At 44.8% G+C, this 21,877-nt stretch carries 10 protein-coding genes; 5 read left to right on the forward strand and 5 right to left on the reverse strand.

Going from position 1 to position 21,877, the window contains the following annotated elements:
• From PQ469_RS10520 to PQ469_RS10540, 5 genes are all read right to left on the reverse strand, one after another.
• The gene (locus tag PQ469_RS10520) at positions 1 to 1,314 is read right to left on the reverse strand and encodes a glycoside hydrolase family 88/105 protein (protein WP_274212930.1); all 1,314 of its coding nucleotides are present in this window, start codon (positions 1,312 to 1,314) and stop codon (positions 1 to 3) included.
• 284 nt (positions 1,315 to 1,598) lie between these two features.
• Positions 1,599 to 3,572 (reverse strand): RagB/SusD family nutrient uptake outer membrane protein, encoded by a 1,974-nt coding sequence (locus PQ469_RS10525; protein ID WP_274212931.1) that lies wholly within the window; start codon positions 3,570 to 3,572, stop codon positions 1,599 to 1,601.
• A 30-nt stretch (positions 3,573 to 3,602) separates the two neighbouring features.
• Positions 3,603 to 7,145 (reverse strand): TonB-dependent receptor, encoded by a 3,543-nt coding sequence (locus PQ469_RS10530; RefSeq protein ID WP_274212932.1) that lies wholly within the window; start codon positions 7,143 to 7,145, stop codon positions 3,603 to 3,605.
• Positions 7,146 to 7,294: 149 nt separating this feature from the next.
• On the reverse strand, positions 7,295 to 8,491 hold the full coding sequence (locus tag PQ469_RS10535) for a FecR family protein (RefSeq protein ID WP_274212933.1): 1,197 nt from the start codon (positions 8,489 to 8,491) through the stop codon (positions 7,295 to 7,297).
• A gap of 116 nt (positions 8,492 to 8,607) precedes the next feature.
• Positions 8,608 to 9,171 (reverse strand): RNA polymerase sigma-70 factor, encoded by a 564-nt coding sequence (locus PQ469_RS10540; RefSeq protein WP_274212934.1) that lies wholly within the window; start codon positions 9,169 to 9,171, stop codon positions 8,608 to 8,610.
• A gap of 384 nt (positions 9,172 to 9,555) precedes the next feature.
• On the opposite strand from PQ469_RS10540, the gene PQ469_RS10545 reads away from it, so the two are divergent.
• The 5 genes from PQ469_RS10545 to PQ469_RS10565 all read left to right on the forward strand — a co-directional run bounded on the left by PQ469_RS10545 (position 9,556) and on the right by PQ469_RS10565 (position 21,874).
• Complete coding sequence (locus tag PQ469_RS10545; protein ID WP_274212935.1) at positions 9,556 to 10,344, forward strand: rhamnogalacturonan acetylesterase; 789 nt, start codon at positions 9,556 to 9,558, stop codon at positions 10,342 to 10,344.
• A gap of 402 nt (positions 10,345 to 10,746) precedes the next feature.
• A complete protein-coding gene (locus tag PQ469_RS10550) occupies positions 10,747 to 16,395 on the forward strand; it encodes a HAMP domain-containing protein (RefSeq protein ID WP_274212936.1) in 5,649 nt (1,882 codons plus the stop codon).
• A gap of 34 nt (positions 16,396 to 16,429) precedes the next feature.
• Positions 16,430 to 17,665 carry a hybrid sensor histidine kinase/response regulator gene (locus PQ469_RS10555; RefSeq protein WP_274212937.1) on the forward strand — a complete coding sequence of 412 codons (1,236 nt, stop codon included), beginning with the start codon at positions 16,430 to 16,432 and terminating at the stop codon, positions 17,663 to 17,665.
• 164 nt (positions 17,666 to 17,829) lie between these two features.
• Complete coding sequence (locus PQ469_RS10560; RefSeq protein WP_274212938.1) at positions 17,830 to 19,632, forward strand: glycoside hydrolase family 35 protein; 1,803 nt, start codon at positions 17,830 to 17,832, stop codon at positions 19,630 to 19,632.
• A 244-nt stretch (positions 19,633 to 19,876) separates the two neighbouring features.
• On the forward strand, positions 19,877 to 21,874 hold the full coding sequence (locus PQ469_RS10565; RefSeq protein WP_274212939.1) for a gluzincin family metallopeptidase: 1,998 nt from the start codon (positions 19,877 to 19,879) through the stop codon (positions 21,872 to 21,874).
• The last annotated feature ends 3 nt before the right edge of the window (positions 21,875 to 21,877 follow it).

Here is a 21,877-nt window from a genome sequence, read left to right on the forward strand (position 1 = left end):
TTATTTGGGTACCTGTACCGCACTGTCGTTAATTACAAACGGGTGGTTTTGCAGCATGCGGTAAATTTCGGCCCCTGCCAGCAAAACCGGGCCGTAACCATGTGCTGCGTAGTTATTTATCGGCCGGTAGTAATAAAAAGCAGGATCGAACCCCATGCCTGTACCCACGCAGGTACCTTCTACCTGGCCTTTGTCATTTACTTTTGTACCCACGGCGTTCCAGGCAAGTAATGCCGCTGGTCCGTAAGCTTTGGCATCCAGCCATCCCTTATTGATAGCTCTTGCAAAGCAATAGGCATAAATTGCCGTTGCCGAAGTTTCGAGGTACGAATCGTTCCGGTCAAGCAGCTGGTGCCAGAAACCCGTTGCATCCTGGCGCTGTGCAAGGCCGGCCGCATGTTTTTTTAGCATCTCTGTTAAAAACATTCGTCCCGGATGATCCTGCGGCAGGGCATCAAGTAATTCAATAGTTGTTAAAATAGCCCAGCCATTTGCCCTGGCCCAATGAAACTGTGGGTGCGGATCCATATCCTGAACCCAGCCATGCATAAATAATCCGCGTTCGGTGTTAAACATTCGTTTGCTGAATAATTGGTATTGCTTCACCGCCTCATCAAAATACTTTCTGTCGCCGGTAAGTGCGCCCATTTGTACCAGGGCCGGAAGGCTCATATACAGATCATCAAGCCATAATGTATTTGGGTGAGGGCGGTTACGTGCCAGTGTACCATCGGCCAGGCGAAATTGTTTTGTTAGGATATAGCCGATATAGTTATCAATTATTGGCCGCAGATCCGGCTTTACGGCCCCTGTTTTTACGGCTTTGATCATGGCTGCGGCCATTGACCCGGCATCGTCAAGCGCCTCGGGGGCGATTACCGACTTTACGGGTGTTACTGCCAGTGGCGAGGTTTTTAGGTAGGTTTTAAAGGCAGCAAAAGCGTTACCAATATAACTCAACCGGTTTACGGTGTAGTCTGTAAATTTATTATCCCCGGTTGCTGCGCCTGCCTCCAGCATCCCGGTGTAAGTTACGCCCCATTCATAGCTTATCAGCCTGAAATCGGCGGCTGCAAAAACACTGTTGGAGTTTACCTTGTCGAAATTGTTGATTGCCTGCCCGCTCGGCTTATCAATGAGCTGGTAGGGGGTAACACCATCCAGGTAATGATATACCCTGTCCAGAACAGCTTTAACATCAGCTTGTTTTGTTTCTCCGTATGGGGTTATATAAGCTGGTTTAAGCAAATGTAATGGGGTGGTTGCATCATTGTTTTTTGAAACGGTATTTTGACTAAATGATGCAAACGACATTGTTTGTAATAAAAGCGTGATAACAACGCAATTTAAAATACGCCGCAAATGTTGGTTGCTGCCTAATATATTATCAGATTGATTCATTAAATAATGCAGTTGATGTAATAATAAGTTAAAAATCAAAATTCAAAAAGGCATTTGTATAATGGCTTTTTGAACATGTTACGTGTAAAGCTATAGTTTAATAATGATTCAAAAAGGCTTTTTGGGTGTAATAGTAAGAAAACCACAACACCTCAAACGGGAACATACTGTTTGAGGTGTTGTCAGCCGGTTATTGTTTACCAACCCGGATTTTGGTAGGCGCTTTTTTGGCTGGGCGACATGGGCTGACCATTTATAGTAGTAGCGTCAATCTGTATCTGAGGAATTGGCCTTAACTTATCCCTGGCTATAATGCTTGTGGCATCCTTGTTAAACAGTTTCGTTCTGTCGTACAAGGTTTCTGTACGTACAAGGTCTTCCCATCGGTAAAACTCGCCGCATAGTTCACGGGTGCGCTCATTTAGCATAAAATGAATAAATCGGTCAGCCGTACCTACTACCGTAGGCGGATAATTTTCACTTGCCGCATTGGTCATAAATAAATCGGTGGTGGCCATTAATTGCGGGTACGTGTCAGATACATCGCCGGGTGTACCGCCATCAAACATGTAAGTTTGTGGGTTTCTGAATTCGCCGGCATGATATGCGGCCCTTTGCCGCAGTTTGTTAACGTAGTTCAGCGCGGTTATATAGTCGCCTTTGCGCCCGTACGCTTCGGCGGCAATCAGGTAAGTTTCGGCCAGCCGGGCAACTATACCGTTACGTATCCCGCGTTCTTCATTATAATCGTTCGTTACACGTACCGGATCAAGCATTTTTACCAGGGTGAGATACTTGTTGTTGTTAAAGCCTTGCTGTATGGGCCCCCCGGGTGTATTAGTATAATATCGGGCATAAACGGTATACCTGTATTTAGCTAATTGTTCTTTGGTTAACGGCGTGCTTTTGGTATTTACTATAAATAATGCGGCGGTGTCGCCGATACCAAACTTGTACGAGCCCACCAATGATGGATTAGGAGCGTCGGCCGAGGTAAATTTAGGTGTACCGGTGTTGGTGTTAGAGTAAAATACCGTACGGAAGCTTTTATAAAAGCGCGAGTCGTTTTTTCGGTCGAACAAATCTATGGTGTAATCAGAAGGTCCTAAGCGGCGAAAGGGCCTGCCGTTAAAGTTATCGGCATTTCGCGCCATTCCGGGTATGCCCACATCATACTGACAAATGTAGTATTCATGTGTACGGTTACCGGTGTTGCCATCCAATGTAAGATCTTTGATGAACTGGGCTGCAAAAATGATCTCTTTGCTGGCCTGTGCTGTTTGAAACCTGCTGATATCGCCGGAAGGGGCCGAGCCGTTTTGCCCTATAGCCGGGGTGGTCACCTTTGGGTAACCAGCAGGATAAACACCATTCCAGATATTCATATAATCGCTCTCAAGCATGTAGTACGGACTGTTAATTACCTGCGTAGCATAATAAGCCGCGCTATCAATATCTGTTGGCTTTTGACCTCTGGCATCGGTAACCGCGCTGCCGCGGGTTAAATATACCTTGGCCAAAAAATGCTGTGCTGCACCCTGGGTAGCCCTGCCCTGGTCTGTTATAGTTGGTGTAAGATTAGCCGCAGCGAAACGAAGATCATTAATAATTTGTTTATATACATCGGCAGCAGATGCACGCGCGAAATCAGTTTGCTTGCCGGTAATTGGCTGCAATACCAGTGGCACACCTGCAAACTGCTGTACCAGCTGAAAATAATAATACCCCCTCAGAAACCTCAGCTCGGCTATGCGCTGGGTAACCTGCGCCGGCGTGCCCAGACTTTTTGATGTTGTACTTTTAAAAAGCGGCAGCTGCTGTATACCCAGATTACAACGGCCAATACCCTGGTAGTTATTTACCCATAAGCCATTTAATAAACCTTCGGCAGGGTTAAGGCTTGCTGCATAACTGTTATAGTATTCATAGTTAAACTGATCGCCCTCAATAAATTCATCGGTACCAAAATTGTATAAGGCATATGCCTGCTCACCTTCAAATTTGTTGCGGAGCGGGGTATAGGCAGATCGTACTAAATCCTCTAAACCCTGGTCGGTGTTATAATACTCCTGCGTAAGGGTGCTTACCAGGTCTTCTTTAAGGTATTTTTTGCATGATGCGATATCTAAACCTATCATGAGTAAAATAACCGGAATGATATATTTTTTCATTTTATTATCTTATTAATTATAACCAATTGTTTACAAGCCCGCTTTTATCCCGAATACCAAACTTCTGTAGCTGTATGATGTAGGGCCAGGGTTATTGGTGCTGCTTGACGGATAGGAGCTTGAATAAGGCATTGTTTCAGGATCGTAGGTTTTGTATTTGCTAAACAAGAAGGGGTTAACCGCGTTAACAGAAAATGATAAGCTACGCATCTTTATTTTATTAAGTAACGAGGCCGGTAGCTGGTATGAAAGCAAAATACTCCGCACCCGTACAAATGATCCGTCCCTGAAACCGTTGGCCTGCCAGTAAAGCGGTATGTCGCTGGTAAGGTTGGGCTGCGGATAATCATTGGAAGGGTTGGTTGGTGTCCAATAGTTTAATTTTATCGACTGATAACGGCCAACAAGCGAAGGGCGTGGGTCGCGCACCAATCCGCCATGACTGATATACACAAAGGCCGACAATTCAAAACCTTTATAGCTAAGGGTACTATTGATGCTGCCGGTCCACTGTGGATTTGGCGAACCCAACAGTGTTTTATCAGCTTCGGTAATTGTAGTATCACCATTCAAATCCTGTACGCGGATGCGGCCCGGCTGTAAGGCGGTATTGGCCTTGTTACCGGCTTTTTTCCAGAAATAGTCATACAAAATTCCGCCAGGCAATGCATCGCTGTTCTGGAATATGCCTTGTCTTTTATAATCATAATATGACCTGATAGGTGCACCTATGAACCATTGGCTCGAAACATTGTTATTACCCGAGCCATCCAGCGATGTGATAGCCTCTTTATTTTTGGAGAATACAAAATCGGTTGTCCATTTAAACCCGCCCTGGTTAATATTGACAGTTGATAATGCCACTTCAATACCACGGTTCCGTACTTTGCCCAGGTTAACCGTAATATTACTATAACCGGATGCATCAGGTAATTTCTGAGGCTGAATTTCATTTGAGTTAGATTCATAAACGTCAATGGAGCCCGATATTCTGCCCTTAAATAAACCATAATCCAGGCCTATATTTTTGGTTACCGTTTTTTCCCAGGTTAAGTCAGGGAGTGGTAAACCATTAGGTGCATAACCCTGCGCCGGGCTTACACCAAAATTATAGTAGGATAGGTTTAAAGTACCGTTGGTTAAATATGGCCTGATACCTGAGTTACCCACAGAACCTATACCACCGCGTAACTTTAGCTGATCAACAAAGTTTACTGCTCTCATGAAGTTTTCCTGGTCAATACGCCATGCCACGGATCCTGACGGAAAGGCTTTACCCTTATGTTGTTCGGATAACACAGAAGAGCCGTCATATCTTTCTGCCAGGGTTAAAATGTACTTGCTGTTGTATGCGTAAATTACCCTCCCCAAAAATGATGCTAACTGATATTGTGAATAGCCTCCTTTATAGGTTACCACCCCTGTGGCATTATTTTGTAAGGAGTACCACCTTTGCGATTCATAATTAAGGCCGGCCGCCGAAGCGTTGGTGGAGTCTCTCCGGTCTTTCAACAACTCCTGTACTGCGGTTACACTGATGTCATGCTTTTTGGCAATGGTGGTACTGTATGACAATTGGTTTTGCAGTGTCCAGGTCAGGTTTGAACTTGTGTTGAATGAGGCGTTTGCCGCGCCGCCTGCCCGCGACGATGAAATTGAACCATTAAATGTGCCATTCCTGGCGCTGGATACGTCGGCGCCAAAAGTGCTTTTTAGTGTCAATCCCTTATAAATATTAGCTTGTACATACACGTTGGCCAGCAAATGGCTTACGCGGTTTTCATTAATGATATTGGTAACATCATTAAGTGGATTAATAATATTACTGTCGTTGCCCGGGAACAGTACAAAATTGCCGCTACTGTCATAGGGCTCGGCCAAAGGTAGTTGCCCCGATGCTGCGCTGTAGATATCAGACCCGGTGTTTTGTATGGCATTGGCGTAAGTGATATTACTACCTGCCGAAAAGTAGCTTACCGGCCTGAAAGTGGCGCTGTTTGATATGCTGTACCGCCTGTAGTCCTGCCCCGGTATTATGCCATTTTGTTTTAGATAACCTAAGGAAAAAGCATTGCTGAATTTTTCGGAGCCACCTGCTATAGAAAAATTGTGGTTTTGCGTTGATCCTGTTCTTAACGCCTTGCTTTGCCAGTCAAAAGTAGGAACTTTGGAGGCATCGTAAATAGCTACATTATCAAGTACCGGGTATCCCAGGCTTGAAAGTAAAGCTTTTTCGGCATCTGTAGTAGGCCGTGTGGCTACATCAAAAATTCCATTTGTGGGGTCGTATTTGGTAAAGGAGTATCCGGCCATAACTTTATTTAACACATTAGGGTCTGCACCAAAAAGTTTATAGTCTGATGCCGGATCGGGGAAATAGCGCTGGCTGCTGCTTGTGGTGCTTAATCCGGAATTGTATGATTTGCCCCCTACATAAGCATCCCTTTTAAACTGTGCATAATCAGGTCCGTCAAATACGTTTAATTTTCTCAATATATTATCAAACGATGTGCTGCCACTGTAATTAACGGTTACCTTACCCGCTTTCCCTTTTTTTGTGGTAATTTGTATAACCCCGTTAGCACCTCTTGAACCATAAATGGCTGTAGCCGAAGCATCCTTCAATATATCCACCGATTCGATGTCCAGGGGATTAATGTCATCAATACTATATGATACCGGAACACCATCAACAACAAACAAAGGGTCGTTGGTGGCATTTAATGAACGGTTGCCCCTGATACGTATAGCGGAGCCCGCTCCCGGGCGATAAGAGCTTGGCCGTACAACCAGGCCAGGTGCCTGTCCCTGTAAAGCGGTGCTCAGGTTAGCCGCGGGTACCTTGTCCATTTTCTCTACGTTAACCGATGCTATAGCGCTTGATACATCGCCCCGTTTTTGCGTACCGTAGCCAATTACCACAACTTCGCTTAATGACCGTGATTCGGGTATTAATTTAACATCTACCACAAGGCTGGTACCTAAGGTAACCTCCTGTGTTCTAAAACCAATAAAGCTAAATATTAACACCCCGTTTTGAACATTGTCATCAGGAACGTGCAGGTTATATGAACCATTTCCATCGCTAACAGCTACGGCATTTGTCCCTTTCAGTTTAACGCTTACACCTGGTAGGGGCTGGCCGGTTTCGTCGGTAATTTTACCCGTAATGGTTACAGGGGGCACCGGCGGGGCATTATCCATCAGGTCGGCCTTTGGTTTTAAGATAATGGTTTTGTCAAAAATCTGGTAGGTAAAAGGCTGGCCTGCAAAACATTCCTTCAATACGGTTTCTAAGGGCACATCTTTAACTTCGATAGAAATCTTTTTTGTTTTTTGAAGCAACTCGTCAGTATATAAAAAACTGTAATTAACCTGCTTGTTAATTTGCTGGAATATCTTCTGCAATGAAACATTTTTTTCTGACAGGGTAACAGTTTGCGAATACGAGATTGCGCTTACGTGCATACTGCATACCAGTAAAATAACAGTGGTTAGTTTCATAATCAGGAGTGTTTTAAATACCGGCTTGCGCAGCCGGTAAAAACATTCATAGTAAAAATTAAAATTCATACTTTTACATCATATAGGTTGAATAATCAATTGGTTAGTAATCGCATACGGCCAGCTATTGATCCTGTATCTGCCGGGGGCGCTCCAACGCTTCCGGTTTTTTTGATCAATGCCTTCTATTTGTTTTTTTTCTTAAATTTTGGAAGCCTTTACCTGCTTACGGTAATTTTGCGGCCATCAATCCCGAAATGAACCCCTCCTGTAAGTTCAAGCATATTTAATATTTGCGACAGGTTGTTATTGCGTGATATACTTCCCGAAATGTGGGTTTGAGGTATTCCGTCTTTGTATTCCACTTCAACATTGTACCACCTGGCAATTTGTTTCATTACACTTTCCATGTCTTCCCCGTCAAAAATGAAAAGATCATTTTTCCAGGCTACAGATTTACTAACATCAATAGGCTGTATTTTAATTTTCGGCGAGTTTAGTTTAATATAGGCCTGTTGCCCCGGCATTATTGTTTTGCTGCGCCCGCCTGTGTATATTTTAACCGATCCTTCAAGTAAAGTGGTTTTTACGGCTTTTTCATCGTTGTAAGCATGTATGTTAAAATGGGTACCCAGTACCTGTACCACCGTGTTGTTCGCAAACACTTTAAAAGGCTTCAATTTATTTTTGGCAACTTCAAAATAAGCCTCGCCGGTTAAATAAACCTTGCGCTCAAGCTGGTTAAACACCATTGGGAATTTTAAAGACGATGCAGAGTTTAGCCAAACCATACTACCATCTGGCAACAATATTTTGTATTTGCACCCGGTAGGGGTAGTAATAGCATTAAGTTGGTTTTTAACCAGATTGCCGATACTATCAGTTATATGGTAACTAACAAGGCCTTTGTTAACGCTGATTTTTATGCCAGCGTAATTTTTAACAATCCCGGCCATCCGACCGTTTATGGTTATTACGGAACCATCGGCCAAAGTAAGTTTAGCTTTATCCGTCCCCGGGGGGACGTCATTTTTGTAGGATGTATTTTGCGATGCTGCAGCTTGTTGTTTTACGGGCTGGGGGCTTTTATAAAATATAACGATCACAGAAAACAGGATAAGGATGGCTGCCGCATACTTCCACTTTAGCATGAAATAATAAACCTTATTGGTAAAGGATGTTTTTTGTGTACGAATAACAATGTTTTGCCAGGCGTCGCCTGTTTTTATAGAGGCGAGGAAATCCAGGTCGGCCTTTGTCAATTCCTCGTCCTGCAGGTTCTCCATGAGCAAAGCATTTTCGGGCTTCGCGTTTATCCAGGCATTCAGCTCAATTTCTTCAATTGCAGATAACTCTCCTTTCAGGCGCCTGGCAATAAGGGCAGCATACCGGTAGGCTTCGTAATTGTTGTCCATAAATAATATTTAGGTTGTGCCTGGGGCACATAACTGGTAATATTAATAAGGACACTTGAATGTAACAAGGGGGTGACAGAGGATGAAAAAAAATATTTTAGAGAAAAAGCCCGAAATTAAAAACAGGAAAATGCAATTAATACAACAAAAAGCTCGGGACTTAAATTTCCGCGTAATACTTTAAGGGCCCTTTGTTTTTGTGTTTTCACTGTATTAACCGATATGCCCAGTACATCGGCTATTTGATGGTTTTTCATATCATCCAGGTAGCTCATCCGGAATATTTGCTGGCAGCTGCCGGGCAGTAAAGCTATTGCCTGGTATATCTCGGCCAGTACTTCGGTCCTGATAATGGTATGAAATATGGTTTCGTCAGCAGGAATGCCATTCAGGCTGTTCATATGCTGTTCGGCCACCTTATTATGCCTGATAACATTTAGGCTGGCATTTTTTACCGTACTGTAAAGGAAATTTTTTATGGCCACCGGATTGCTGGAAACATGATTGCAGTTATCCCAGAATTTCACAAAAGCATCCTGGGCAATATCCTCGGCATGTGGTTTATTGTTAATGATCTGGTACGAAAAATAAACCAGTCGGTTGTAATAATCGTCGAATAAATTTTTTAAATCAGTTTCGCTGTAGGTTTTACTTTGAATATCTAAAACATTGTTTTCCATTACAGATAAAGTTATAACAGTCAGGTACAGGAAGATGTTATTTAATAAGCAGGTTTAAACTTGCGGCTTATGATAATAATTGGTTTAACTAATGTAGAAATAAATTTACCGCCATGTGTCCTGCTGTGTCCTGTACTAAATAGAGTACAGGTTTTATCAAGCCTAATCTCATGAAAAAGTGAAAAGGCTATCTACATCAGTATGGAACAGGATGGTATTGAATAATTTATTCTATAATATTGACTCCTGCAATCTAAATTATTCAAAGGATACAGTGTCCTTTTCATTATGATTAATAACCAATTGGAAAATTTGAGAAAAATCAGCTTGTGCTGCCGTTTGGCCTTTTATCCACTAAAAAAATACCTTTAAAATACCATACATATGAGTACCCAAATTAAATATAAAGGCCTGTTATTTACAGGTGTTTTAATGAGCGCTGCGTTGCTTATGTCGTTTATTATTACACCTGGCCGGGTCACCGTTTACCTGGCGGGTGATTCCACTATGGCCATAAAGCAGCCTAAAGCTTTTCCCGAGACAGGCTGGGGGATGCCTTTCAGTTTGTTATTTGATAGCACCGTAACAGTTGATAACCGCGCACAAAACGGCCGGAGTACCAAAACATTTATCAGCGAAGGTTTGTGGGATGGTATTGTAAGCAGCTTACATGAGGGCGATTATGTATTTATACAATTTGGCCACAATGACGAAGTGCCCACCAAAAAAAGCTACATCAACGAACAGGGATATAGGGATAATTTAGAAAGGTTCATCCGGGAAACAAGAGACAAAAAGGCAATTCCGGTATTGCTGACGCCCGTGGCACGAAGAAAGTTTGATACAACAGGTACCGTTGTTGGTACACATGAGGTATATTCGGCAATAGTGCGTAAACTGGCTGACGAACAAAAAGTGCCACTAATTGACCTGGATAGAGAGAGCCAGGCTCTATTGCAAAAGTTAGGGCCCGAAGAATCAAAAAAATTATTTAACTACCTGGCTCCGGGCGAGAGTATTAACTATCCTAACGGCCAGGCTGATAATACACATTTTAGTGAATTGGGGGCCCAAAAAATAGCCGGAATTGTTCTAAAGGGAATCCGGTTGTTAAAGCTTGAACTTGCGGGGCATATCGTGCTTTCAAACCTTAAACCTGTAGATGAAAAATAAGTGGTGATTATTATGTTGCTAACTGCGGCGCCCACAATGTAAACTGATTTTTTTGTGTAATTAACTCATTGTAAGTGTATTATTGCATTTAGATCGTGTGGTGCTCAACCGAAGATAGCCGGTTGCGTTGCGCCGATATTTATAGGTTTTCTCGTGGCGAAAAAATTGCGTCAAAAAAAATAAATTTTAAAACAATTTCTCGAATATTTGTTTTATTTGCTGTCTGATTGCCGATGCTTTATTATACCTGAAAAATATTTTCTTTGTAATATTTTAGCCTTAACTGTTTAGAAATTTACTGTCGCTTTTTTATCTTTACTATAACGGATTTAACCATGCGTTGCTTCTCGTTGTTTATGTAACAGCTATTTTAAATAAACTGATCACAATTTAACTCTTCTCATGAAGGACGACATTTTAGAAAACATCTTGAATGAAGCCGGCGTTACACAGGCTGACACCGAGACCCTTGACCTTAAAGAATTACTTAAAGTACTGTCACTTGTTAAAGGGGGCAGGCTTAATGTGCGCATGCCGGTAACCCAGGCCGGCATCAACGGCCGCATTTGCGAAGTACTCAACGATATTATCGATATGAACGAGCGCTTTGTGGCCGAGATATCTGCTGCCGAGAAAACCATTGGCAAAAGGGGCAACCTGGGCAAACGCATCGAACTATCGGATGCTAAAGGTGAGTGGGCCAGCGGTGTAAATTCATTAAACAACCTCATCGAAGATCTTACGTCGCCCACGCTGGAAATAGCGGGCATGATTAACTCGGTAGCTAACGGAGATCTATCGAAACATATACCCTTGGAAATAAAGGGCCATCCGCTAAAAGGGGAGTTTTTGCGCATAGCTAAGGAATCAAACCAGATGCTTTCCAAACTCCAGCTGTTCTCCATGGAAGTAACCCGTGTAGCCCGGCAGGTAGGCTCGGAAGGTAAGCTGGGCGAGCAGGCCAAAATTAAAGGCGTAGCGGGCGTGTGGGCCGAACTTACCGACTCGGTAAACCAGATGGCCGGTAACTTAACAGCCCAGGTTCGTAACGTAGCCGCAGTAACCACGGCTGTGGCCAAGGGCGACCTTTCCCGCAAGATCACGGTAGAGGCCAAAGGCGAAATCCTTGAGCTGAAAAATACCATCAATACGATGGTAGATCAGCTCAACTCTTTTTCATCTGAGGTAACACGTGTGGCGCTCGAGGTAGGTACCGAAGGTAAGCTGGGCGGCCAGGCCAAGGTACCGGGTGTTGCCGGTACCTGGAAAGACTTAACAGATTCTGTAAACCGTATGGCGGGTAACCTTACCTCGCAGGTACGTAATATAGCCGGCGTAACCACTGCGGTGGCCAACGGCGACCTTTCTAAAAAAATTACGGTAGACGTAAAAGGCGAAATGCTCGAGCTGAAAAAAACCATCAATACGATGGTGGATCAGCTTAACTCCTTCGCATCCGAAGTAACACGTGTTGCGCTCGAGGTAGGTACCGAAGGTAAATTGGGTGGCCAGGCCCGGGTAAAAGGCGTTGGTGGTGTTTGGAAAGATCTTACCGACTCGGTAAACCAGATGGGAAGTAACCTTACCGACCAGGTACGTAATATTGCGGGTGTAACAACCGCTGTGGCCAAGGGCGACCTTTCACGAAAAATTACGGTGGATGCCAAAGGCGAGTTGCTGGAATTGAAAAATACCATCAATACGATGGTGGATCAGCTTAACTCTTTTTCTTCGGAGGTAACCCGCGTGGCCCGTGAGGTAGGTTCCGAAGGGCAGTTAGGTGGCCAGGCCAACGTGCCGGGTGTAGGTGGTACCTGGAAGGATTTGACCGACTCGGTAAACCAGATGGCCGGTAACTTAACCGGGCAGGTACGTAACATTGCCGAAGTAACTACCGCGGTGGCCAAAGGCGACTTATCCAAAAAGATTACGGTTGACGTACAGGGAGAAATGCTGGAACTAAAGATCACCATCAATACCATGGTGGATCAGCTGAACTCCTTCGGTTCGGAAGTAACGCGTGTAGCCCGTGAGGTAGGTTCGGAGGGACAGTTGGGTGGCCAGGCCAATGTGCCGGGTGTAGGCGGTACCTGGAAGGATTTAACCGACTCGGTAAATAAAATGGCCGACAACCTTACCTCGCAGGTACGTAATATAGCCGAGGTAACCACGGCAGTGGCCAAGGGCGACCTTTCCCGGAAAATTACGGTAAATGCTAAGGGTGAGTTGTTAGAGCTTAAAGATACGATCAACACCATGGTTGACCAGTTGCGCGGTTTTGCATCTGAAGTAACCCGCGTGGCCCGCGAAGTAGGTTCGGAAGGGCAGCTGGGCGGCCAGGCCAACGTGCCGGGTGTGGATGGTACCTGGAAAGATTTGACCGACTCGGTAAATAAAATGGCCGGTAACCTTACCGCGCAGTTAAGAAATATAGCAGACGTATCGATTGCGATTGCAAACGGCGACTTATCTAAAAAAATCACGGTTGACGTTAGGGGCGAGATCCTGCAGCTTAAAGAAACCATTAACACAATGGTTGATCAGCTACGCGGTTTTGCATCCGAGGTAACGCGTGTGGCGCGTGAGGTAGGTACCGATGGTAACCTTGGCGGCCAGGCCTTTGTGCCGGGCGTTGCGGGTACCTGGAAAGATTTGACCGACTCGGTAAACCAGATGTCGAGTAACTTAACATCGCAGGTGCGTAACATTGCCGAGGTAACCAAGGCGGTGGCCAGCGGCGACCTTTCAAAAACGGTTATTATCGACGTAAAAGGCGAGATCATGGACCTTAAAAACACCATCAACACGATGGTGGATCAGCTCAACTCCTTCGCATCCGAAGTAACGCGTGTTGCCCGTGAAGTAGGCACCGAAGGTAAGCTTGGTGGCCAGGCGCACGTAAAAGGTGTAGCCGGTACCTGGAAAGATTTAACTGACTCGGTAAACCAGATGGCATCCAACCTTACCGGGCAAATCCGTGGTATTGCCAAGGTGGCTACCGGTATTGCCAAAGGTAACCTGAAACAGCGCCTCTCCATCAACGCCTTGGGAGAGGTGGCCCAGCTTACAGATACCATTAACGAAATGATTGATACCCTGGCGGTATTTGCCGATGAGGTAACCACCGTAGCCCGTGAAGTAGGTGTGCAGGGCCGTTTGGGCGGCCAGGCCAGTGTACCGGGCGCTTCCGGTACCTGGAAAGATTTGACCGAAAACGTAAATCAGCTGGCACAAAACCTTACCGTACAGGTGCGCTCGATATCCGAAGTAGCCTCGGCGGTAACCAAGGGTGACCTTACCCGTACCATACGCGTGGAGGCCAAGGGCGAGCTGGAAGCTTTGAAGGACACCATTAACCAGATGATTGCCAACCTGAAAGGCACTACCTTACGTAACCACGAGCAGGATTGGCTGAAATCAAACTTAGCTAAATTTGCACAAATGCTTCAGGGACAGCGCGACCGGAACGCGGTGGCCAACAAAGTACTATCGGAGCTTGCCGAACTGGTGAATGCCCGTTACGGCGCGTTTTATATATTGGAGCAGCCCGAAGCGGCCGACGAGCCCAAACTGAAACTTTTTGCAGGATATGCTCAAAAGAGCCGCAAGCTCATCAACCAGGAATTTTCGCTTAGCGAGGGGCTGGTAGGGCAGTGCGCTACAGATAAGGAAAGGATCAGGCTTGCCAATGTACCAAATGAATATTTACAAATTAGTTCGGGTATAGGCAATGCCGCACCTATCGACCTGGTGATATTGCCGGTACTTTTTGAAAATAATGTAAAGGCGGTTATCGAACTGGCCTCCTTTGAAAACTTCAGCGATACCCACATCGACTTCCTGGATCAGCTTACCGAAAGTATTGGTATCGTGTTAAACAATATTGAAACCAATACCCGTACCGAGGAATTGCTGAGCCAATCGCAGTCATTAGCCAGTGAGCTTTCGGCGCAACAGGAAGAGTTAAGAAGGGCGAACGACGAGCTGCATGATAAAGGCCGCTCACTGGAGGAAAAGGCAGAGCAGCTTACGCTTACGTCTAAATATAAGTCGGAATTCCTGGCCAACATGTCGCATGAGTTACGCACACCGCTTAACAGCTTGCTGATCCTGGCGCAGCAGCTGTTTGAAAACCCCGAAGGTAACCTTACCGAAAAGCAGCGAATGTTTGCCAAAACCATCCATTCTTGCGGGGATGACCTTATCCAGCTGATTAATGATATCCTCGATCTGTCGAAGATTGAATCGGGAGTAATAGCGGCCGATGTGATGCCGGTTAGCTTTAAAGAAATAGCCTCGTTTGCCGAGTCAACCTTTAAACCGATATCAGAAGCTAAAAACCTGAAATTTGAGATCGAAGTAGAGGAGACCCTGCCCGAAATGATGGAGACAGATATGCAGCGCCTTAACCAGATCCTCAAAAACCTGCTCTCCAACGCGTTTAAGTTCACCGAAAAAGGACGGGTTAAACTTCATATTTTCCGCCCGGCGGCGAATCATGAAAATCCAATTGGCGCCCCGGGCGAGGTAATCGCCTTTTCTATCGAGGATTCGGGTATCGGTATTTCTAAAAATACCCAGGGGATCATTTTTGAAGCCTTTCAACAGGCCGAAGGTTCAACAAGCCGTAAATACGGTGGTACCGGGCTTGGCTTATCTATCAGTAAAGGGTTTGCCGAGTTATTAGGCGGAACGATTACCGTGGGTAGTGAGCTGGGTAAAGGCAGTACATTTACCCTTTACCTGCCACTTAAATATAAAGAAGAGAAAACACCCGTGGTGAAAATCAAGGAAAACCTTTCTGTATCGCACCTGCGTACTAATCTGGCCGAAACCGCCGAAATGGTAATAGATGATGACCGCCACAATATTTTAGCCGAAGACAAGGTGTTACTTGTTGTTGAGGACGACCTTCGCTTTACCAAGATCCTGATAGATAAAGCCCATGATATGGGCATAAAAGTACTGGTAGCAATAAGTTACCTCGAGATTTTTGATAACATCCTCAAATACAACCCTATTGCCATCACCCTTGATGTAAATATGCCCGAATCAAACGGCTGGAAGATCCTTAAATTACTTAAGAGCGATATAAACTTAAGGCACATCCCGGTACATGTAATATCTGGCGAGGATAACAGGGTAATGGCGCATAAGCTTGGCGCTAAATCGTTTAGCCTGAAGCCGCTTTCAAATACGTCGTTACAGGATTTAATTACGGGGATAGTTAGCTTTCATGAGCACGCCAAAAAACGCGTACTGGTGATTGAAGATAATGAGAGTGAGCTTGGCAGGCTGTCTGAATTATTATCAAGCGACAGGGTAGAGGTTGTTGGCGCAGCTACAGCTAAAAAAGCATTGTCGGTACTTAAAAAGGAAATGTTTGATTGTATCATCATGGATTTTGTGCTGCCAGATGCCAACGGGCTCGATCTGATCAATAAAATAAACCTGTTAAAACAACAGCAAACTACCATTCTGCTGCATTCAGCGCGTGATTTTACACAGGACGAGCTTATTCAGCTTAAACGTCTCAACCATAAAATCATCGCTAAAACCTCCTCGTCGCACGTTTACCTGTTAGAAGAGATATTGGTACTGCTGCACGTTGATAAAAAGTTCATCAGCGAGAGTAAACTGAAAATGATTGACAGTGTGCGCAACCAGGCCGATATACTTGACGGTAAAAAAGTACTGGTTGTTGATGACGACGTACGTAACCTGTTTGCCTTAACCGCAGTATTTGAAAGATCGAAAATAGAGGCAATTACTGCCGAGAGCGGACGCGAAGCGCTGGAAATATTGAACAAGGACAAAACAATAGATATAGTGTTGATGGACATTATGATGCCCGAAATGGACGGGTACGAGACGATCCAGATCATCCGCAAAGAGGCCCGGAATAAAAACCTGCCAATAATAGCGGTTACCGCCAAAGCCATGATAGGCGACAGGCAAAAATGTATCGCCTCGGGTGCATCAGATTATATCACCAAACCGGTAAAAACCGATCAGCTGCTGTCCCTGATGCGGGTGTGGCTGATTAAATAACCATATCGATAACAAAGTACTTTATACGCGTAAAATGGACGATACCGGTATCATCAAGATCCTGTTGGTAGATGACAATGAAAATAATTTGCTATCGATGAGGGTAGTGCTGGAAAAAGATCAGTATGCTTTTTCCACCGCTACCTCAGGGCGCGAAGCGCTCCGTATCCTGCTGAAGGAGGATGACTTTTCACTTATCCTGCTGGATGTAAAGATGCCCATGATGGATGGATATGAAACTGCCGAGCTTATTTATCAGCGGGATAAGCTACGGCGCATTCCTATTATTTTTATAACGGCGCATGATTACGAAGAGGCTGCCGTGTTTAAGGGTTACAAAGCCGGCGCGGTGGATTTTGTAAGGAAGCCGTTCAACCCGGATATCCTGCGGTCAAAAGTGGCTGTTTTCACCGAGTTATACCAGAAGAACCATTTACTGAAACAGCAGGAAGAAAAATTGCAGCTGATTAATAACGACCTCATCCAGCTTAACCAGGAACTGGAACAGCGCGTACATGAACGTACCATTGCGCTGGAAAACCTGAACCATGAGTTGAAAGCGCTTAACCTGTCAAAAGATAAGTTCCTGTCGGTTATCTCGCATGATTTGCGCAACCCTTTAACATCATTGCTGGCTTCATCAGAAAACTTAAAAAGAGATGCCGATAAGCTAAAACCCGAACAAATCAAATTGTTATCGGGTATCATCAACCGGACGTCGAACAAAATTCTCAGTCAGTTGAATGAGTTGGTTGAATGGGCCAAAAATCAACGCGAGAAAACAAGTTTCCAACCCGTAAAGCTGCACCTGGCCCATGGAATTAATGAATCGCTTGACCTGTTGCGCGAAACGTCCAGTCAGAAAGAAATTAGTCTTGAAAACGGGGTTGACGATGATATTTATATCATGGCCGATACTTTGATGTTTCGTTCTGTTTTGCAAAACCTGGTAACCAATGCTATTAAATTCACGCCGCATGGCGGCGGTGCCGTAAAAGTTTCCGCCTGTGTTGAGGCAGGCATGGTAGAGATTTGCATTCGTGATAACGGCATAGGAATGTCTGAAGACACCAAAGCGATGCTTTTTGGCAATGGCGGCCGGACATCCATTTTAGGCACCAATATGGAAAAAGGCAGCGGACTGGGTCTGTTACTGGTAAAGGATTTTATAGCAGCCCATGGCGGCACCATCAGCGTGGATACCGAAGTTGACAAAGGCACCTGTTTCCGGTTTACTTTACCACATTTTACAGAACAGCCGGAGTTGTAAAGTGGGGGATAATTAGTTACGCTCCGCCGGAAAAGACCAATGAACTAATGAACCAGTAAACTAATGAACCAACACACAAACGTTTGTGTAAGGCAGATCAAAAATCATTTGTTATTTTAAATTTGTGGCACAGCGGGCTTGCTTTAAATTTATTTACATCACACATGAAAAAAACTCTCCTTGTATTTCTTTTTATCATATCTGCAGGTATTGCCGGCGCGCAGCAAAGGCATGTTTTCTCGTTAAGCAAAACCGATTTTTTGCTTGATGGTAAGCCATTCCAGATCATCAGTGGCGAAATGCACCCGGCACGGATTCCTAAAATGTACTGGCGCCAGCGCATCCAAATGGCAAAGGCCATGGGCTGTAATACCATAGCCGCCTACGTTTTCTGGAACTACCTGGAACATCAGCCCGGGGTATTCGATTTTACAACCGAAAACAGGAATATTGCCGAATTTATCAGCATATGTAAACAGGAGGGTATGTGGGTATTATTGCGCCCCGGTCCGTACGTTTGCGCTGAGTGGGATTTTGGCGGCCTGCCACCATACCTTTTAAAAATTCCAGATATTAAAATTCGGTGCATGGATTCGCGCTATATGGCGGCAGTAACAAAATATGTGACCGCGCTTTCGCAACAGGTAAAGGGCCTGCAATGTACAAGCGGCGGCCCAATACTGATGGTACAGGTCGAAAACGAATACGGCAGCTATGCCAATGACCGCGATTATATTAAAGCGCTTAAAAAGCTTTGGGTTACCAATGGCATCAACGTGCCATTTTATACCGCCGATGGCCCAACCGCCTTTATGCTGGAGGCTGGCGGTGTTGACGGCGCAGCTATTGGATTGGATAGCGGCAGCAGCGATGCCGATTTTGACCAGGCGGCCAAACAAAACCCCAATGTTCCGGCCTTTAGCAGCGAGTCGTATCCAGGCTGGTTAACGCACTGGACAGAAAAATGGCAAAAGCCAGGTACCGATGGTATTGTGAAAGAGGTAACTTATCTGCTTGAACATAAACGTTCTTTCAACTTATATGTAGTACATGGCGGCACCAACTTTGGGTATAATGCGGGCGCAAACGCGTTTAGCCCCACCCAGTTTCAGCCCGATGTCACCAGCTACGATTATGATGCGCCCATCAACGAGCAGGGAGCACCAACGCCAAAATACTTTGCGCTGCGCAATTTGATTTCAAAATATGTGAAGTACAAAATACCGGAAGTTCCAAAATCGATACCGACTGTCGAGATACCGGCTTTTGATATGGCACCTTTTACTACCGTTTGGAAAGAATTGCCGGTGGCTGTTAAATCGCCGCAACCGCTACCCATGGAAGCCCTTGGCCAGTATAGCGGCTTTATATTGTACCGTACAAAACTTGTTGGCCATAAAAGCGGTAGCCTTACCATTACCGAGCCCCATGATTACGCACTTGTTTTATTAAATGGCAAACTGGTTGATACCGTTTATCGCGATGGCGGCAAGTGGACAATCAAGCTGCCAAAAACGGATGTAAAGGACCCTGAGCTGGAAATCCTTGTAGAAAATATGGGTCATATAAACTTTGCCCAATACATGATTGACCGCAAAGGTATTACCGACCGCGTTACCCTGAATGGGATGACCCTCACCAACTGGCAGATCTTTAAGTTGCCGATGGACGAAAAATTCGTCACCTCGTTAAAAAATAAATATCCCGAAGGATTTCACGACGGGGTATTTTTCAAAGGCAGTTTTGAATTAAGTAAGGTAGCCGATACCTACCTTGATCTCAGTAACTTTAAAAAGGGAGTTATCTGGGTAAACGGCCACAACCTGGGCCGCTACTGGAATGTTGGGCCCCAGTTTCATTTATATTGCCCGGCAAACTGGTTGCTTAAAGGCAAAAACAGTGTAACGGTATTTGATATGCACCAGGAAACCAAAACCACCATTAAAGGGGTAAACACATTGGAGTAACAGTAACCTCATATTGGTATTTTGTGCAGCCTGCCCGCTAAGTTTTAATAGGGGCAGGCTGTTTTGTTTATGGGATAGCCTTATACAAATGAAGATTTATTGGGCGCATTTGAATGTCACCACAGGAGGGGTGCGGTGCGGAAAATATTTGTAAAATACCGTAAAAATACCTGTTGTATATATTAATCATTATCAGAACTTTACTATGGCAAACGATAGTTCCTAAACACTAAACATAAGCAATATGGCGGTCAAATTGGTTTACCGGTACTTAAGGGGATACACCCTTGATCCGGGCTTTTCAACTCAGCTGGATACCATGAAATTTAACCAGACGACCTACCGGGTACTATGGGAAAATTTGGATAAGCCCGAAAATGCAGGGCCAACCGGCGAATACTTTGAAGTGATAGATATCGATCCGCCAAGCAATTGTTATTATGAGCCGGTAAATCTGGATTCGGTAGAGGTTTTATCGCAAAACGGCTTAACCCCAAGCGAAGGCAACCCGCAGTTTCATCAGCAGTTTGTTTACACAATTTCCATGAAAACTTTGGAGTATTTTGAACAATCATTAGGCCGAAAATTAATCTGGAATTCTCGCATTGTTAAAGATGCCCAGGGCAACCCGGTAAAAGGTAAAAACGGCCGGCCTATCGAAAGTTATGTTCAGCGCATACGGTTGTACCCACACGCGTTCAGGGCTGCCAATGCCTATTATACCACTGATAAAAAAGCCATCCTGTTTGGCTATTTTAAAGCAGCGCAGCAAATACAGGGCGCCAATTTTCCAAATGGGGCAGTATTTGCATGCCTCTCGCCCGATATTGTATCGCATGAGGTTACCCACGCGCTTTTAGATAGTATCCACCCCCGGTTTATCGAAAACACAAATCCCGATGTGCCGGCTTTTCATGAGGCCTTTGCCGATATTATTGCGTTATTACAGCGATTTACCATTAATGAACTGGTAATTAACCAGTTTTCAAAATCTGATGGCAGTTTAGATAAGTTTACTTACCTGGGCGAACTGGCCACACAATTTGGCAACGCCATGGCGCATGGCAGGGGGGCTTTACGGAGTGCCATAGGCGGTAATGATAAAGATGGTAACTGGAAGCGCAGCAAACCAGATCCTACCCTTTACCAAACCCGCACCGAGGCACATGAATTAGGATCGGTTTTGGTATCTACCTTTTTTGATGCCCTCATCAAGATTTATAATTTTAAAACCCAGGATTTAATCAGGATAGCCACAAATGGTTCTGGCGTATTGCCTCAGGGCGTACTACAGCTTGATTTGGCTACCAGGCTTGCGCAGGAAGTATGTGAAATAGCCCAGCATTTAATGAAGGTAGCAATCCGCGCACTGGATTACTGCCCGCCGGTTGACATTACATTTGGCGAATATTTACGCGCCCTGGTTACTGCCGATATTGATTTTGCACCTGGCGATGACAATAATTACCGCATAGCGCTTATAGATGCTTTCAGGAGCTGGGGCATATTTCCCGATCATGTAAATACTTTTTCGGAAGAGAGCCTGAGATGGTGTACGCCAGATAATTTTGGGCCATTGGATCGGAATAGCCTCGGGAAAATGGCCTCCTTTTTAAGGGATAAGGTACGCACGTTAGCCAACCTGGCCGATCGTAAAGAAATTTATACGCAATCAAAAGTTATACAGGCCGCTTTCCACGATTTTTTGGTTGGTAAGCCTCAAAAAAATCAGAGCAACATGCCCTCGGCTATCTTATCCGGCCCCGAATTGGAAAGCCTGTTGCCTAAGCTGGGCTTAAGCACCACTGTAATTGGATATAAAGAACTGGATGGCATTAAACTAAAACAGGAGCGGGAAAGCGGCATGCTACCTATTGAAATCCATAAAATAAGGCCGGCTTACCGTTTAGGCCGCGACGGAATGATATTGGAGCAAGTAATAGTAACCATAACCCAATCAACAACTATATTAATTGAAACAGGCAAGGTAGATTTAAAAACAGGCACCCCTCTTGTTGACAAAATGAAATTCAGGGGCGGTTGTACTATTGTTTTTAATATGGCCGAAGATTTTAAGGTTAATTACCTGGTTACAAAAAATATAGCCAGCCAGGACAGGTTTACCAAGCAGCTGGCTTATCAGCAAGGTAAAGACGATGCAGCCCTTTCGTTTTCCGATTCGATGTACGATGACGATAACGGGTTTAGTACTATAAATTTTGCCAATTTACATTTTCATTAAAAC

It is taken from the genome of Mucilaginibacter sp. KACC 22773 (genome assembly GCF_028736215.1).
GTDB lineage: Bacteria > Bacteroidota > Bacteroidia > Sphingobacteriales > Sphingobacteriaceae > Mucilaginibacter.